The sequence below is a fragment of the Tenacibaculum aquimarinum genome, assembly GCF_022478115.1.
In the GTDB taxonomy this organism is placed as follows: domain Bacteria; phylum Bacteroidota; class Bacteroidia; order Flavobacteriales; family Flavobacteriaceae; genus Polaribacter; species Polaribacter aquimarinum_A.
This window is the reverse complement of sequence record NZ_JAKGSC010000001.1, coordinates 398,371-414,615: the sequence shown is the minus strand read 5'-3', so window position 1 is coordinate 414,615 and position 16,245 is coordinate 398,371. Positions and strand designations below refer to the sequence as shown.

Here is a 16,245-nt window from a genome sequence, read left to right as displayed (position 1 = left end):
ATATGAAAAAGCTATTTTACTTAATTGGTTTATTGTTTGTTTTAATTGTTTTTTGGAGCTATTTGTTTGCACCAAAAAAAACAAAAATTGTTAAAAACACAATTACAACTGTATTTTCTTCACCAAGTTATATCAACAAAAATGGAAATACAGTTATTAATAGAGTAAAAATCCCAGAAGATTTTACAAGAGTTACTTACTCTGAAGGTTCTTTTCAATCATTTATTCAAAATTATGCACTTAAAAATTACGGGGCAGAAGTAATAAATTATGATGGAAGTAAATACTTTTATCAATCAGGTCATATTGGTGTATTAGATTTGTCTGTGCCTAAAAACGGATTGCAACAATGTGCAGATGCACTTATTAGATTACGTTCTGAATACCTGTGGAAAACCAATCAACAAAACAAAATAGGATTTGAGTTTACAAGCGGACATTATTGTCCTTGGAAAAAATATGCAGAAGGCTATAGGCCAAAAGTAAAAGGAAACAAAGTTACGTTTCATAAAACGGGAACTCCTAACACTTCAAAAGCTAATTTTTATAAATACTTAAACCTAATTTATATGTATTCAGGTACGTTGTCTTTATACAACGAATTGCCAAAGGTTAAAACTAATTTTGAAGTTGGAGACATGTTGGTAAACCCTGGAACTCCAGGTCATATTGTTATGATTGTAGATAAGATTAAAAATTCCGAAGGAAAAATAAAATACATTCTAGCACAAGGAAACATACCAGCACAAAGTGTGCATATGTTGAAGAACCCAACAGATACAAAGATGAGTCCGTGGTACAATTTACAATTGAATGCCTATACAGAAGTTCCTGGATATTATTTTAACGAAGCTAAATTTATAAGATTTAAGTAGTTTTAATTAAGGATTAAAAGTAGTTTCTTCAATTAACCATTGTTGTAAAATAGAATCTTTATCAAAAGATAATTTTAAAGTTATATAACCTTCAGGATCGATATTCCATCCATATTTTTCAAAAACCTCATAGTTATATGTTTTATTCTCAATGTCAATTATGTAATATTTACCCAATAAAGAGTCTACTTCTTTTTTTGTAGTAAAACTTGGTTTTAAAACATTTTGAGTTAAATCTGATAACATTCTTTTCCTTTCACCTCCAATAACACCAGATTCATAAGGAGCCCAGTTTTTTGAGTTAAATTTTCTGTCTGAATTACAAGAAAAACATATTATCAATACTATATATAGTAATTGTTTCATATTTATTTTAAAGAAGTTAAAATCCCACTCAAGAAAGCATTAACATCTGCTTTTTTAGTCAATCCCATTCTTACAATAACCAATTCTTCATTAGGTAAAATAAATACATTCTGACCTTGGTAACCGTTAAAAGAATACATGTTTTTTGGTACATCAGGATATCTGTTTCCGGCATTTAACCAAATTTGAGCTCCATACCAACCATCTGAAGTTGGTGTTGGCGTAGTTGCATAATCTACCCAAGATTTATCAAACAATTGTTCACCTTTCCAAGTACCGTTTTTAAGATACAACAAGCCTAATTTTGCCCAATCTCTTGGCGTTGCCCAACCGTAAGAAGAACCAACGTAATTTCCGCTTAAATCGGTTTCAATAAGCATTGAGTTCATGCCAATTTTATCAATTAAAGAAGTGTACCAATAATCTAAATATTCTTGATGCGTAGCAAAATTTCCACGTAAAATTCCTGATAATACATTAGTGGTTCCAGAAGAATAGTTCCAAGTTTCGTTGGGTTTACCAACAAATTGTTTTTTTGCTTGCATTTTGGTCATATCCTTATCAAGGAATAGCATTTGCGTAGCGTCTGAAATTTCATCGTAGTTTTCATCCCATTCTAACCCACTATTCATTTGTAATAAATTATGAATGGTAATTTCTTTTCTACTATCGTTTTGCCATTCTGCAATTGGAGCTTTGTCTTGCACGTTCATTTTACCTGTAAATTGACGCATTCCAATTAAAGTACTTACAATACTTTTGGTCATTGACCAACCTAATATTTTAGAGTTTTTATCAAATCCTTCATCATACTTTTCCGCAATAATCTGATCTTTATAAATAACAACTACGGCTCTTGTTTTAGTTGAATCACTAAAAATTGAAGCAACAGTTTCGTTCAATTTAGTGTAATCTATATTTGTGAAGACAGTATCTTTTTGAGTAGCATTTCCATACGGATAAGGTGTTACATTATCAGGAGTTAATCTTTTAGGAACTAAAGGGTTTTCTTCCAAATCACTTTCATCAGAAATTAAAACACTTCCTAAACCTTCTCTATAAACTGCTTTTCGGGTTAATAATCCAAATGCAGATGAAGTTGCTAGTTTGTCTTCAGTAATTATTTCATCCGAAGCTAAATTTATAGGAGAAAAGTCTAAATCAGTTTTATCAGTAAAATCTAAAGTTCTTTCAGCTACAAAAACTGATGAACTTGCATATTTAGCAGAATAACCCGCTAAAATATTCAACTTAGGATAATTATAAAAAACAACTGTTAAAAGTAAAACAGCCAATAGTAATAAAATTCGTTTTAATGTTTTCATATTATTAAAAATAAGTAATGCCTATTATATGCTAAAAGTAACAAATATTTTTTTGTGTAGGTGTTGTAAAAAGCATGCCTTATCTTTGTTGTATAATTTAGTATTATGTTTAAAGTTGATAAAATTCGTGCCGATTTCCCGATCCTTAAAAGAACGGTAAATAATAAGCCTTTAGTGTATTTTGATAATGGAGCAACATCGCAAACACCACAAGTGGTTATTGATGCAATTGTAGATTATTATTCAAATTACAACGCAAATATTCATCGTGGTGTACATAGTTTAAGTCAAGAAGCTACCGATAAATATGAAGAAGCACGTATTAAAATTCAACAACATTTTAATGCAAAACATTCATATGAAATTATTTTTACTACAGGAACAACACATGGAATAAACATGGTTGCATCTGGTTTTTCTGAGTTATTAGAAGAAGGAGATGAAATTATAGTATCGGCATTAGAACACCATTCTAACATTGTGCCTTGGCAAATGCTATGCGAAAAAACAGGCGCTGTTTTAAAGGTTATTCCAATGGATGAAGACGGTTCTTTACGCATGGATAATTATCATGAGTTGCTAAACGGAAAAACAAAATTGGTTTTCTGTAACCATGTTTCAAATGCTTTAGGAACTATAAATCCTATTGAAGAAATTATACATGCAGCACATAAATTTGGTGCTTATGTTTTAATTGATGGAGCACAAGCAACACCACATATAAAACCAGATGTGCAAGATTTAGACGTAGATTTTTACGTAGCATCTGCACATAAAATTTGTGGACCAACAGGCGTTGGATTGCTCTACGGAAAAGAAGAGTTATTAAAAATGTTACCGCCTTATCAAGGAGGTGGAGAAATGATAGAAACAGTAACTTTTGAAAAAACAACCTATGCGGGTTTGCCGCATAAATTTGAAGCCGGAACGCCAAATATTTGTGGCGGAATTGCTTTTGGTGTAGCATTAGACTATGTGAACTCAGTTGGATTTGAAAACATTCAGCAACAAGAAAACGACCTATTAGCTTACGGAACAGAAAAGTTATTAGAAATAGACGGATTAAGAATTTACGGTACAACAAATAAAACATCTGTAATTTCTTTCAATATAGAAGGAATTCATCCGTATGACATTGGAGTAATTTTAGACAAACTAGGTGTAGCTGTAAGAACAGGACATCATTGTGCGCAGCCAATTATGGAATTTTACAAAATACCAGGAACGGTAAGAGCGTCTTTCGCTTTTTACAATACCAAAGAAGAAATTGATGTGATGATAGAAGCCATCAAAAAAGCAAAAATGATGTTATCATAAAAACTAAAAAACCACTCAAATTGAGTGGTTTTTTAGTCTTATTTCTTGTCTCTAAAAGTCTTGTTTCTTTCTATTAACAAAACTCATCATAAGCACCTGCTAAATTCTGTGCAATCATTTGCGCAGATCTACCCTCAATGTGGTGACGCTCTAACATATGTACTAAATTACCATCTTTAAACAGCGCTATTGCTGGAGAAGATGGAGGAAAAGGAATCATATATTCACGAGCCTTTGCCGTAGATTCTTTCTCAACACCTGCAAAAACAGTAGTTAAATGCGTAGGAAATTTATCTGCTCCTAAAGAAGCAATTGCTCCCGGTCTTGCAGTTCCTGCAGCACAACCACAAACAGAGTTTACCATTACTAAAGTTGTTCCTTCTTTTGCTATGGCGTTGTCTACGTCTTCAGCGGTATATAATGCGTCAAAACCAGCGTTAATAAGCTCGTCTCTCATTGGTTTTACTAATTCTTCTGGATACATATTCTATAAAATTTTGAACTACAAAGATACTCATTTTTCTTATAATTTGGGCGTGTCGCATTTATAGCTTCTTGCTTCGTTTCTCTACACAAAAAACTACAAATCCGTCAGGCTTTCCGCACTCGCTTTTTTTTTCATACTTCAAAAAAGAGCTCAAACAAATGCTTCAATCCTTCACGCGAGCCAGCGAAATGTCTCTTTAAATATTAACAATATGTATCCAAATAATCTATTTATCTTTGAAATTCAAAAAAAAATATAATATGGGAAAATTTGCAAGTTGGTTAGGCGCAAGTTTAGGATTTACATTAGGCGGACCAATAGGAGCATTAATAGGTTTTGCAGTTGGTAGTTTTGTAGACGGATTTAAATTTGAAGGATTTCAACAAGAACAAATAGATTACGAAAGAGGACGCCAAACCCAAACTCGTGGTAGAAGAAGACCACAACAAAGTCAAACTACTTCAGGCGATTTTGAAATTAGTTTATTAGTTTTAGCTTCTGTCGTTATAAAAGCAGACGGAAAAGTAGATCAGCGCGAGTTAGATTATGTACGTCAGCATTTTGTAAATATGTACGGTAAAGAACGTGCAAATTCTGCATTTAGACTTTTTAGCGGAATACTTAAAAAGAAAGTATCCGTACGTCAAGTATCTATGCAAATACGTGAACATATGTCGCATGCATCAAGATTGCAATTAGTTCATTTTTTATTCGGAATATCTAAAGCAGATGGAAATGTAACTTCATCTGAAGAACAAGAAATAAAGAAAATTGCCGGTTATTTGTATATCAATCAGCGCGATTATGAGTCTATAAAAGCAATGTTTTACAACGCTGTAGATAGTGCTTATAAAATTTTAGAAATAACAAAAGCTGCCACAAATGATGAAGTTAAAAAAGCCTACAGAAAAATGGCTAAAAAGCATCATCCAGATAAATTACAAAATTTAGGAGAAGAACATATTAAAGTAGCAGAACAAAAGTTTCAAAAAATACAAGAAGCTTACGAGAAAATTAAAGACGAAAGAGGTTTTTAATGTTTTTGTTTCAGGAAGATGCGGTAGTATTGCCAATATTTTTTGGACTGCTTGTAATTATAATGTTTGTTATTGTACTTTATGTTTTTTTTAAAGTCATAAATATTCATATAACAAATGCTTTAGACCTTTCTGTAAACAAGAAATATTACAATAGAAACTTACTTATTTTAGCTTCAAAAATAATTAAAGCGGACGGGAAAATTAATAAGATAGAACAAGGTTTTGTAAGAAATTATTTTATTAAAAACTACGGTAAGAAAAAAGCAAATAGAGCATTTGAGCAATTAAAAGAAGTTACTTTAGATAAGGTTTCAATTGAAAAAACGGCTAAAAAAGTTTTTGATTTACTTAGCTATCAAGAACGTTTCAATTTTATTCAATTTTTATTTGGCATTGCTTATTCAGACGGAAAAGTTACTAAAGCAGAAGAATTAGAAGTTAGGAGAATTGCTGGTTATCTATACTTAAGAAAAAAAGATTATTTATACTTACAATCTTTATTTTTTAAAGATTTCAATAAAAAAGCGTCTTCAAATTATACACAGGCTAGTAATTATTATTATGAAACGCTTGGTTTATCAGAGTCTGTATCGGATATTGAAATTAAAAAAACGTATAGAAGTTTGGTAAAAAAATATCATCCAGATAAATTAATAAATACAACGGAAGATGATGTTATTATTGCCAAAGAGCAATTTCAGAAAATACAAGAAGCGTATCAAAAGATAAAAGGAGTAAGAGGTTTTTAATATATTTACATAATGGTTAGTTCTAAACATATACTTTTTTTATTTTTAATATTCAGTATTAAAGCTTTTTCTCAAACGGGTCCTGGAGGAGTTGGAGGAACAACTGGAGCTTCTAATTTGGTATTATGGACAAATCCAGATGACATTACAGAAGCAGACAATGCTGCTTTTACAAGTTGGCCAGATTTATCTGGTTTTAGTTCAGATTTAACTCAGCCTACCGTTGCTTTTCAGCCAATAATTAAAGAAAATATAGTTAATGGTTACGATGTTGTACGTTTTGGAACAGGTAACCAAAGGCTTCAAAAAACTAATTTTACAAATTTTCCAACAACAGCAATTTCTGGTTTTTATGTAAATAATACTGGAGATTCTAATGATGGAACTTTATCATACGCATCTACAGGTCATAATAATGATTTTCTAATTTTTAGAAGCCAGAATTTACGTATGTATAGAAGGGGTGCAAGAACATTTAACCTTGACGCAAATAATAATGTTTGGAATATTGTTGGTTTTGGGTGGACAAGTGCAGGAGGGAATTCAAGAATGTCTATAAATGGTACTAATGGAACCACAGTTACTGCAAATCAAAATGGAAATGCTATTACTGCTGGTGGAGATTTAGCTTTAGCGGGAGAACAAGATGGAGGTAGTTCTCCTTATTCTTTTGATCCTGGGCAATCACATCAAGGAGATTTTTCTGAAGTAATTTTGTACAATACTTATATTAACGAAGCAGAAAGAATTATAGTTTCTAATTATTTATCAGCAAAATATAATATTGCAATAACTACTAATAATTTTTATGACGAAGATACTACTGGAGAAAACTTCGATTTTAATGTTGCTGGTATTGGTCAGGCTACAGACGGTTCTAATCATACAGATTCTCAAGGAACAGGAATTGTAAGAATTAACACACCAAATGATTTACAAAATGATGAATATCTATTTTGGGGTGAAGATGAAATAGCTGCAGATTATGATTTTTCTGCCATAGCGCCTTTAAATAAAAGATATAGATTAAATACAAAATGGAGAGTTAGTGAAACAGGAGAAGTAGGTACTGTAAATTTTTCTGTAAATGCTGCAGACTTAGATCTTACGGGTGTTCCTTTTGGTACGGTTAAGCTTGTTAGAAGTACAGTTGCAGACTTTAGCACAGTAGTGCAAGAATATGATTTAACATTATCAGGTGGCATATATTCATCTACAGTAGAATTTGATGATAATGATTATTTTACTTTAGAAATAGTTTCTGTTGCAGATTTGAGTTTGGTTAAAACTGTAGATTCTGCTATTCAAAAAGTAGGAGGTATTGTTGTTTTTACATTATCAATAACTAATAATGGACCACATAGAGCAACAGGAGTAGTAGTTAAAGACCTCTTACCAACAGGACTTCAATTTAATTTAGCAAATTCAAATATTTCTACTGGAACATACAATGATGTTACTGGAGAATGGGATTTAACAGGAAATGTAATTTCAGTTAGTCAAACTATTAGTATTGAAATTGCTGCAACGGTAAATGCAATCAATACAATTACTAATACTTCTGAAATTATTAGTCTAGATCAAGAAGATCCAGATTCAACTCCTAATAGCGGAAATTAATTTACTTTTTTTACTATTACATTTTTAGACTTCAAACACAACAATTTACAGAAATTACGTAATTTCGCAACCATATAAGAAATATCGATAAAATGAGCGTAAAATTCGCAGAATATAAGCAGTTAGATTTACCAAAAGTAGCAGAAGAAATTTTAAACTATTGGGAAGAAAATAATATTTTCGAAAAGAGTGTAACTACAAGAGAAGGAGCAGAACCTTATGTGTTTTTTGAAGGACCACCTTCAGCAAATGGTTTACCAGGAGTTCACCATGTTTTAGCACGTTCTATTAAAGATATTTTTCCACGTTATAAAACCATGAAAGGTTACCAAGTTAAGCGTAAAGCAGGTTGGGATACTCACGGTTTACCAATTGAATTGGGCGTAGAAAAAGAATTAGGTATTACCAAAGAAGATATTGGTAAAACAATTTCTGTAGAAGATTACAACGCAGCTTGTAGAAAAGCAGTAATGCGTTATACTGATATTTGGCACGATTTAACCAATAAAATGGGTTATTGGGTAAATATGGACGATCCATATATTACCTACGATCCAAAATATATGGAATCAGTTTGGTGGTTGTTAAAAGAAATTTACACCAAAAAATTGATGTATAAAGGCTATACAATTCAGCCTTATTCACCAAAAGCCGGAACTGGTTTAAGCTCGCATGAGTTAAACCAACCAGGAACGTACCAAGACGTAACTGATACAACTATTGTTGCACAATTTAAAGCTGTTGAAGAAACACTTCCAGAATTTTTACAAAATGAAGGAACTGTTTACTTTTTAGCTTGGACAACAACACCTTGGACATTGCCAAGTAATACGGCGTTAACCGTTGGAAATAAAATTGATTATGTTTTAGTAGAAACGTATAATCAATATACATTTAAACCAATGAATGTTATTTTGGCTAAAAACTTAGTCGGAAAACAGTTTGATAAAAAATTCAATAAAGTTGAAGAAAAATCTGAACTTTTAATCTATAAAGAAGGCGATAAAAAGATTCCTTTTTATGTTGTAAAAGAATTTAAAGGAAAAGATTTAGTCGGAATAAAATACGAGCAGTTATTAGATTATGTATTGCCGTATGAAAATGCAGAAAATGCATTTAGAGTAATTTCGGGCGATTTTGTTACCACAGAAGACGGAACAGGAATTGTACACACAGCACCAACTTTTGGAGCAGATGATGCCTTGGTTGCAAAACAAGCAACACCAGAAATCCCACCATTATTAGTTTTAGACGACAACGGAAACACAGTTCCATTAGTAGATTTACAAGGTAAATTTAGACCAGAAATGGGTGAATTTGCTGGCAAATATGTTAAAAACGAATATTATGCAGATGGTGAAGCGCCAGAAAAATCTGTTGATGTTGAGTTGGCAATTAAATTAAAAACAGAAAATAAAGCATTTAAGGTAGAGAAATATGTGCACAGTTATCCAAACTGTTGGCGTACAGACAAACCAATTTTATATTATCCGTTAGACTCTTGGTTTATTAAAGTTACAGACGTTAAAGACAAGATGTTTAAGCTGAATGAAACTATTAATTGGAAACCAAAATCTACCGGAGAAGGTCGTTTTGGAAACTGGTTAGCCAACGCAAACGATTGGAATTTATCTCGTTCTCGTTATTGGGGAATTCCATTACCAATCTGGAGAACAGAAGATGGTAGAGAAGAAATTTGTATTGGTTCTGTTGAAGAATTAAAAGCCGAAATGGCAAAAGCTGTTGATGCAGGAGTTTTAGCTAAAGATATTTACCAAGATTTTGAAGTTGGTAATATGTCTAACGAAAACTATGCTAAAATAGATTTACATAAAAATATAGTTGATGAAATTACGTTAGTTTCAGCAAGTGGACAACCAATGAAACGCGAAAGCGATTTAATTGATGTTTGGTTCGATTCTGGTTCAATGCCTTATGCACAATGGCATTATCCGTTTGAAAATAAAGAAAAAATTGACAAAAACGAATCATTTCCAGCAGATTTCATTGCAGAAGGAGTAGATCAAACAAGAGGTTGGTTCTATACGTTACATGCAATTGCAACAATGGTTTTTGATTCCGTAGCGTATAAAAATGTGGTTTCTAACGGATTAGTGTTAGATAAAAACGGACATAAAATGTCGAAGCGTTTAGGAAACGCAACGGATCCTTTTGAAACATTATCAACTTATGGAGCAGATGCAACGCGTTGGTACATGATTTCAAATGCAAATCCGTGGGACAATTTAAAGTTTGATGTAGAAGGAATTGCAGAGGTAAAACGTAAGTTCTTCGGAACATTATATAACACCTATTCTTTCTTTTGTTTATACGCAAACATAGATAAGTTTGATTATTCTGAAGATGATGTTCCATTAAATGAACGTCCAGAAATAGATCGTTGGATTCTTTCAGAATTAAATACATTAGTAAAGAAAGTAGACGAAGCTTATAACGAATACGAGCCAACAAAGGCAACAAGAGCTATAAATAGCTTTGTACAAGACCATTTAAGTAACTGGTATGTTCGTTTGTGTAGAAGACGTTTTTGGAAAGGAGAATACGAGCAAGATAAAATTTCTGCATACCAGACTTTATACACTTGTATGTTAACTGTTGCTAAATTAAGCGCGCCGGTTGCTCCATTTTTTATGGACAGACTGTACCAAGATTTAATGGCTACAACACAACAAGAAACGTTTGAAAGTATTCATTTATCAACTTTTCCGGTTTATAATGAAGCTATTATTGATAAAGCCTTAGAACGTAAAATGGAAGATGCACAAACTATTTCATCTTTAGTTTTATCATTAAGAGCTAAAGAGAAGATAAAGGTTCGTCAACCATTACAAAAAATAATGATTCCGGTTTTAGATGATGCACAAAAAGCATCAATTTTAGCGGTTTCAGATTTAATAAAATCAGAAGTAAACGTAAAAGAAATTGAACTTTTAGATGATGCTTCAGACATTTTAGTCAAACAAATTAAACCAAACTTTAAAACGTTAGGACCAAAATTTGGTAAAGACATGAAGTTGGTTGCCAATGCTGTTCAAGGTTTTACGGCAGAAGATATTCAGCAGATAGAAAAAGACGAAAAAATTTCTTTAGAAATTAATGAAAAAATGATTACTTTAGAACTCTCTGATGTAGTTATTACTTCTAAAGATATAGAAGGTTGGTTAGTTGCAAATTCAGACGGTATTACAGTAGCTTTAGATGTTACAATTTCTGATGATTTACGTAAAGAAGGTATTGCTAGAGAGCTAGTAAATAGAATTCAAAATGCACGTAAAGATGCTGGTTTAGAAGTAACAGATAAAATAAAATTAACCGTTTTAAATTTTGAAGACTTAGAAGAATCTGTATCTATAAATAGAGATTACATAATGAGCGAAACGCTAACAAATGAATTAGTTTTTGTGGATGCGTTAGAAAATGGTACGGAAATTGAGTTCGATACTATTAAAAGTAAAATATTAATACAAAAAATATAGAATTATGGCAGATAGTATAGCTAAATATTCTGAAGAAGATTTAAAAGAGTTTAAAGAGATTATCTTAAAAAAGGTTACACGTGCTGAAGAGGATTTAGCATTGTTACAAAGTTCATATAAAAATGGATCTGATAATGGTACAGATGATACATCGCCACAATTTAGATCGTTTGATGATGGAGCAGATGTAATGAGTAAAGAGGCAAACGTACAGTTAGCAATAAGACAAGAAAAGTTTATTCGCGACTTAAAAAATGCCTTGTTACGTATAGAAAACGGAACCTACGGAGTTTGTAGAGTTACAGGTAAATTAATTCAAAAAGAACGATTAAAACTCGTGCCTCATGCTACGTTAAGCATTGAAGCAAAACGTAAACAATAATTCAAAAGCTTCCTTTTTAGGAAGCTTTTTTCTTTTATGAGAAACATATTTTTACTTCTCTTTTTAATAAGTCAAACGTTAAGTTTTAGTCAGCAATTAAGCTCTAAGAAATTTACTGTTTTAACTAATAACATAGAAATTAATACTGAAGGCTTGGATGAAATTGTTTTAGAAACTTCTGAAGATGATTTTGTTTCTATTTTCTTAGATGAAGAAAATTCTTTTGCACATCATATTATTACTTCTGAAAAAAATGGAATATTAAGTATTGATTTTCAACCAGAAATAAATCAAAAAGAACCTGTTTTTAGAAAATTTATAACAGAACGGTTACATAGAGCATCAGTGAAAATTAAAATTCCAAAGAATAAAAATCTTACTTTTTTAGGTGATGAGGTTGATGTTATTTCTAAAAGTTATCAAGGAAATCTTTCCGTTTTTATTGATAAAGGCTCATTGTCTTTTAATACCTTAAAAGGAAATTTACAACTTCATTTATATTCTGGAAATGTGTTTTTAACTACTTCAGAAGGAAAAATAAATATCGATTCTGCAAATGGAAGCATTAATGTAAATAACGTTTTAGAATCAAATCCATATCAAAAAACACTTACAAATTCCTTAAGAAATCTTACAATAAAATCAAAGAAAGCTAATATTGTGTTAACGAGTAAATAAACACAATAGTTTTCTTATTTTTGTTGCTGTTAAAAATTACACATGTCTAAAAAAAACATTGCCTTTCTTACAATTTTTCTTGCGTTATTAATAGATCAAGTTAGTAAAATATATATTAAAACACATTTTGTTTTAGGAGAAGAAGTTACCGTATTTTCAGACTGGTTTGTTATTCATTTTACAGAGAATAACGGAATGGCTTGGGGTTTCGAATTTGGTGGTAAAACAGGTAAGCTATTTTTAACTTTGTTTAGATTAGTAGCCGTTACCGGTATTATGTATTGGTTAACAAAAACAATAAAAAGAAACACTCATACTGCTGTTATAATAGCAATTTCTTTAATTTTTGCAGGTGCAGTTGGTAATATTATTGACTCTGTTTTTTACGGAGTTATTTTTGATACACCTTATAATGGAGTTGCAACCTTATTTACAGAAAAACCTTACGGAGAAATGTTCTACGGAAAGGTAGTAGATATGTTGTATTTTCCGATGTGGGAAGGAACTTTACCAGAATGGTTGCCTTTCTTTGGAGGAAAATATTTTACGTTTTTTAACGCGATCTTTAACGGAGCAGATTCATGGATATTTATAGGAACTGTTTTGCTTTTTATCTTTAACAAGCAAGCTTTTCCTAAGGAGGAATAATATTATATGTTATGCTGAACTTGTTTCAGTATCTCATCATTCTTTTGACTATCTTTATAAAAATACTTTACAAATGCGTTTTCTTAAATATGTAGCCGTCTTTTTATTAGGTTTTTTAATTGCCAGATTTTGGTATAAAAAGGAAGTGAAAATTCATAAGCAAGAAGAAATTCAAGTTGTAGTTAATTCAATTAAAAACTTAAGTAAATTGGTTGTTTCTGAAGGAAATTTCTCTGAAATCTACAACTATACAGATTCTAAAAAATATTTCTACGATTATTTATCTTTTGATAAAAAGGCAATTATCTCTGTAAACGCTAAAGTTGAGGTTGGATACGATTTGTCTAAAATGGATATTCAAATTGATTCTATAGCGAAGAAGATTCTTATTAATAAAATTCCTTCTGAAGAAATTAATGTTTCTCCAGATATTAAGTATTTCGATTTACAGCAAAGTAGCTTTAATGCTTTTACTAAAACTGAGTTGAATAAAATCAATCAAAAAAGTATTGATAAGATTAAAGAAACTGCAAAAGTATCTTCATTAAAAACCGACGCTAAAAACCGATTATTTAAAGAGCTTTCTAAAATCTATCAGCTTTCTTCTGTTTACGGTTGGCAAGTTGTAGATAATACAAATGCTAATTTGTTAGATGGTTTTCAGAAAATAAAAGATTAATGTGGTAGTTTTTTACTCAACAAACCATATATAAAAGCACCTAAAAGTGCACCGGCTAAAAGAATTAAAGCCGGAACTAATTTAAATCCTAGAATTACAAAAATTGGTGCGGCACAAGCGCCAGATATTCCCCAACCTAAACCAAAAAATGTTCCGCCAACAAGTGTTCTAACGGTTCCTTTTTTCTTAGGTTTTGGAGTTATTTTATTCCCGTTAATATCTTTTATTTTTCCGCTTTTAAATAGCTGCATTATAATTGCTGAAATAACAACTGCGCCTCCAATAATTCCGTACATATGAAACGATTGAAACTTAAACATTTCGTAAAAACGATACCAAGAAATTGCTTGTGTTTTACTTAAAACGATTGCGAAAAAGACTCCTAAAAGTAAAAATTTGATATTTTTCATGGCTAAAAAATTAAAGGGATTATAAACCAAGTAGCAATAATACCACCAATAAAAAATCCAATTACTGCTAATAAAGAAGGTAATTGTAAACTACTTAAACCTGTTATAGCATGTCCAGAAGTACAACCACCTGCATAACGAGTTCCAAAACCTACAAAGATTCCTGAAACTAAAAGAATTAAAAATCCTTTTATGGATGAATATACTTCTTTGCTAAAAATTTCATCAGGAAAATATTGATTTCCAACATTAGAAAAACCTAAATCTGTTAGTTCTTTAATTGTTGTGGTGTTTAAATCTATTGCCTTATTTGGAATTAAATATATTGAAGAAATAAAACCACCAATTATTAATCCAACTACAAATAATAGTGCAAAATCACGTTCTTTCCAGTCTTTTTTAAAATAATCTGAAACTTTACCAGCACCAGCCATTGTACAAAGGGTTTCTAAATTGGTAGAAACTCCAAAATTTTTACCGAAGTAAAAATATAAAAACAACGAAATTGCTATTAATGGACCTCCAATATACCAAGGCCAAGGTTGTAGAATGAAATCCATTTTATAATTGATTTTTTAAATAATTCATAATTAATTCTGTTGCACCAAGATTTTCTTGAATGTATTTTTTATTGATTTCTCCAGTTGATTTTCTAAAGCTTTCATCATTTTTTAATTTTGAAAAAACAGTTGAAAATTCTTCTTGATTCTTAATTGTAAGACAACCTTTTAGGTTTACTAAATCTACAGCTTCTTTAAATTTCGAGTATTTATTTCCTATAACAATAGGAACTCCAAAAGTAGCAGGTTCCAATATATTGTGCAAGCCAGTTTTTAAACCACCTCCAACATATGCAGTATCTGCAGAAGCGTATATCTTTGTTAATATTCCAATAGTATCAATAATAAAAACCTGATAATCAGCTAAATTTTTATCTGCTTTATCGGAGAATAAAACTGTTTTTTTTGTGATTGAATTTTTTAAGAGTTCAATGTTTTTTTGATTGATATTGTGCGGAGCAATTATAAATTTTTCACCTTCCGAAGCTCCATTATTGATGTAGTTTACCAAGAACTCTTCATCTTCTTGCCAGGTGCTTCCGGCAACAACAGTATATTTATTGTCTTTAAATTCAGTTATAAAGTTTAAAGAATTATCTTGGTTTAAGATTGTTGAAACTCTATCAAAACGAGTGTCTCCAGCAATTGTTACGTTGTTTAAATTAATTGAGTTTAAAAGTTTTTTTGATTCTTCATTTTGAACAAAAAAGTGATTGAAAGTATTTAGTTTTTCTCTCATAAATCCGCCATACCATTTAAAGAAGGATTGACCTTCTCTTAAAATTCCGGAGACTAATATTGTCGGAATTTCTTTTCGTTTTAGCTCATTTAAAAGGTTTGGCCAAAACTCGTATTTTATAATTATGGCAATTGTAGGATGAACGATTTCTAAAAATTTCTTCATCTTACTTTTAGAGTCTAAAGCAAGATAGCAAACAACATCTGCTAAAGCGTATTTTTTTCTTATTTCATAACCAGAAGGAGAGAAGAAGGTTACAATAATTTTATAATTACTGTATTTGTTTTTAAGTTCTTCTATAATAGGTATTGCTTGTTCAAATTCGCCTAAAGAAGCCGCATGAAACCAAATTACTTTATCGGTTTTCTTAATAGAAGATAGTTTTGTAAATGTTTCTTTTCTTCCATTAGCAAATAACTTTATTTTTTTATTGAATAAAGCTATAAATGGTAATAAGAGGGATGCAATAAAAACTAATATATTGTATAGGAAATTCATTAATGTAAAAATACAAATTCAGTATAAATAAGAGGTATAAAAAAACGCGCAAACATAGTTTGCGCGTTTTTAATATTATAATCTTTATTTCTTAAGCCTCGAAAGGAATAATAGAAACGTAAGATTTGTTGTCTCTTTTCTTTTTGAAATCTACAACACCATCAACCTTAGCATGTAATGTATGGTCTTTTCCCATATATACATTTTCACCTGGATTGTGAGTTGTACCTCTTTGACGAACAAGAATATTACCTGCAATTGCAGCTTGTCCTCCAAAAATCTTTACTCCTAGTCGTTTCGATTCTGATTCTCTACCATTCTTCGAACTACCTACACCTTTTTTATGTGCCATTTTCTTGAGTTTTTATAGGTTAA

At 30.9% G+C, this 16,245-nt stretch carries 17 protein-coding genes; 10 read left to right on the top strand and 7 right to left on the bottom strand.

What is annotated here, in order from left to right:
• Positions 1-2: 2 nt before the first annotated feature.
• A complete protein-coding gene (locus L1S33_RS01970; RefSeq protein WP_240560997.1) occupies positions 3-875 on the top strand; it encodes a DUF4846 domain-containing protein in 873 nt (290 codons plus the stop codon).
• 6 nt (positions 876-881) lie between these two features.
• On the opposite strand, the gene L1S33_RS01965 is transcribed toward L1S33_RS01970, so the two are convergent.
• The gene (locus L1S33_RS01965; RefSeq protein ID WP_240551226.1) at positions 882-1,241 is read right to left on the bottom strand and encodes a hypothetical protein; all 360 of its coding nucleotides are present in this window, start codon (positions 1,239-1,241) and stop codon (positions 882-884) included.
• Positions 1,242-1,243: 2 nt separating this feature from the next.
• On the bottom strand, positions 1,244-2,566 hold the full coding sequence (locus L1S33_RS01960; protein ID WP_240560995.1) for a serine hydrolase domain-containing protein: 1,323 nt from the start codon (positions 2,564-2,566) through the stop codon (positions 1,244-1,246).
• 105 nt (positions 2,567-2,671) lie between these two features.
• Between L1S33_RS01960 and L1S33_RS01955 the strand changes: the two genes are divergently transcribed.
• Positions 2,672-3,883: an aminotransferase class V-fold PLP-dependent enzyme gene (locus L1S33_RS01955; protein ID WP_240560993.1), complete on the top strand. Its 1,212-nt coding sequence runs from the start codon at positions 2,672-2,674 to the stop codon at positions 3,881-3,883.
• 73 nt (positions 3,884-3,956) lie between these two features.
• On the opposite strand, the gene L1S33_RS01950 is transcribed toward L1S33_RS01955, so the two are convergent.
• Complete coding sequence (locus tag L1S33_RS01950; RefSeq protein ID WP_240551229.1) at positions 3,957-4,367, bottom strand: BrxA/BrxB family bacilliredoxin; 411 nt, start codon at positions 4,365-4,367, stop codon at positions 3,957-3,959.
• A 263-nt stretch (positions 4,368-4,630) separates the two neighbouring features.
• Between L1S33_RS01950 and L1S33_RS01945 the strand changes: the two genes are divergently transcribed.
• The 8 genes from L1S33_RS01945 to L1S33_RS01910 all read left to right on the top strand — a co-directional run bounded on the left by L1S33_RS01945 (position 4,631) and on the right by L1S33_RS01910 (position 13,663).
• Positions 4,631-5,407, top strand: a complete 777-nt coding sequence (locus tag L1S33_RS01945) for a TerB family tellurite resistance protein (RefSeq protein ID WP_240560991.1) — start codon at positions 4,631-4,633, stop codon at positions 5,405-5,407.
• Positions 5,407-6,159 carry a TerB family tellurite resistance protein gene (locus L1S33_RS01940; protein ID WP_240560989.1) on the top strand — a complete coding sequence of 251 codons (753 nt, stop codon included), beginning with the start codon at positions 5,407-5,409 and terminating at the stop codon, positions 6,157-6,159. Before L1S33_RS01945 ends, L1S33_RS01940 begins: the two co-directional genes overlap by 1 nt.
• A gap of 12 nt (positions 6,160-6,171) precedes the next feature.
• Positions 6,172-7,779 (top strand): hypothetical protein, encoded by a 1,608-nt coding sequence (locus L1S33_RS01935; protein ID WP_240560987.1) that lies wholly within the window; start codon positions 6,172-6,174, stop codon positions 7,777-7,779.
• 92 nt (positions 7,780-7,871) lie between these two features.
• A complete protein-coding gene (gene ileS, locus L1S33_RS01930) occupies positions 7,872-11,276 on the top strand; it encodes an isoleucine--tRNA ligase (protein ID WP_240560986.1) in 3,405 nt (1,134 codons plus the stop codon).
• Positions 11,277-11,280: 4 nt separating this feature from the next.
• Complete coding sequence (locus L1S33_RS01925; RefSeq protein WP_240551234.1) at positions 11,281-11,658, top strand: TraR/DksA family transcriptional regulator; 378 nt, start codon at positions 11,281-11,283, stop codon at positions 11,656-11,658.
• Positions 11,659-11,694: 36 nt separating this feature from the next.
• Positions 11,695-12,336: a hypothetical protein gene (locus L1S33_RS01920; protein ID WP_240551235.1), complete on the top strand. Its 642-nt coding sequence runs from the start codon at positions 11,695-11,697 to the stop codon at positions 12,334-12,336.
• A gap of 42 nt (positions 12,337-12,378) precedes the next feature.
• Positions 12,379-12,984 (top strand): lipoprotein signal peptidase, encoded by a 606-nt coding sequence (locus L1S33_RS01915; RefSeq protein WP_240560980.1) that lies wholly within the window; start codon positions 12,379-12,381, stop codon positions 12,982-12,984.
• 73 nt (positions 12,985-13,057) lie between these two features.
• Positions 13,058-13,663, top strand: coding sequence for a DUF4230 domain-containing protein (locus L1S33_RS01910; RefSeq protein WP_240560978.1), 606 nt, complete (start codon positions 13,058-13,060; stop codon positions 13,661-13,663).
• Here L1S33_RS01910 and L1S33_RS01905 read toward each other — a convergent pair.
• The 4 genes from L1S33_RS01905 to rpmA all read right to left on the bottom strand — a co-directional run bounded on the left by L1S33_RS01905 (position 13,660) and on the right by rpmA (position 16,222).
• A complete protein-coding gene (locus L1S33_RS01905; RefSeq protein WP_240560977.1) occupies positions 13,660-14,073 on the bottom strand; it encodes a DUF6691 family protein in 414 nt (137 codons plus the stop codon). The two genes, L1S33_RS01910 and L1S33_RS01905, sit on opposite strands and share 4 nt — an antisense overlap.
• 2 nt (positions 14,074-14,075) lie before the next feature.
• Positions 14,076-14,633: a YeeE/YedE family protein gene (locus L1S33_RS01900; RefSeq protein ID WP_240560971.1), complete on the bottom strand. Its 558-nt coding sequence runs from the start codon at positions 14,631-14,633 to the stop codon at positions 14,076-14,078.
• Position 14,634: 1 nt separating this feature from the next.
• Positions 14,635-15,870, bottom strand: a complete 1,236-nt coding sequence (locus tag L1S33_RS01895; protein ID WP_240560969.1) for a 3-deoxy-D-manno-octulosonic acid transferase — start codon at positions 15,868-15,870, stop codon at positions 14,635-14,637.
• Positions 15,871-15,961: 91 nt separating this feature from the next.
• Positions 15,962-16,222 (bottom strand): 50S ribosomal protein L27, encoded by a 261-nt coding sequence (rpmA, locus tag L1S33_RS01890; RefSeq protein ID WP_072556118.1) that lies wholly within the window; start codon positions 16,220-16,222, stop codon positions 15,962-15,964.
• Positions 16,223-16,245: the final 23 nt, after the last annotated feature.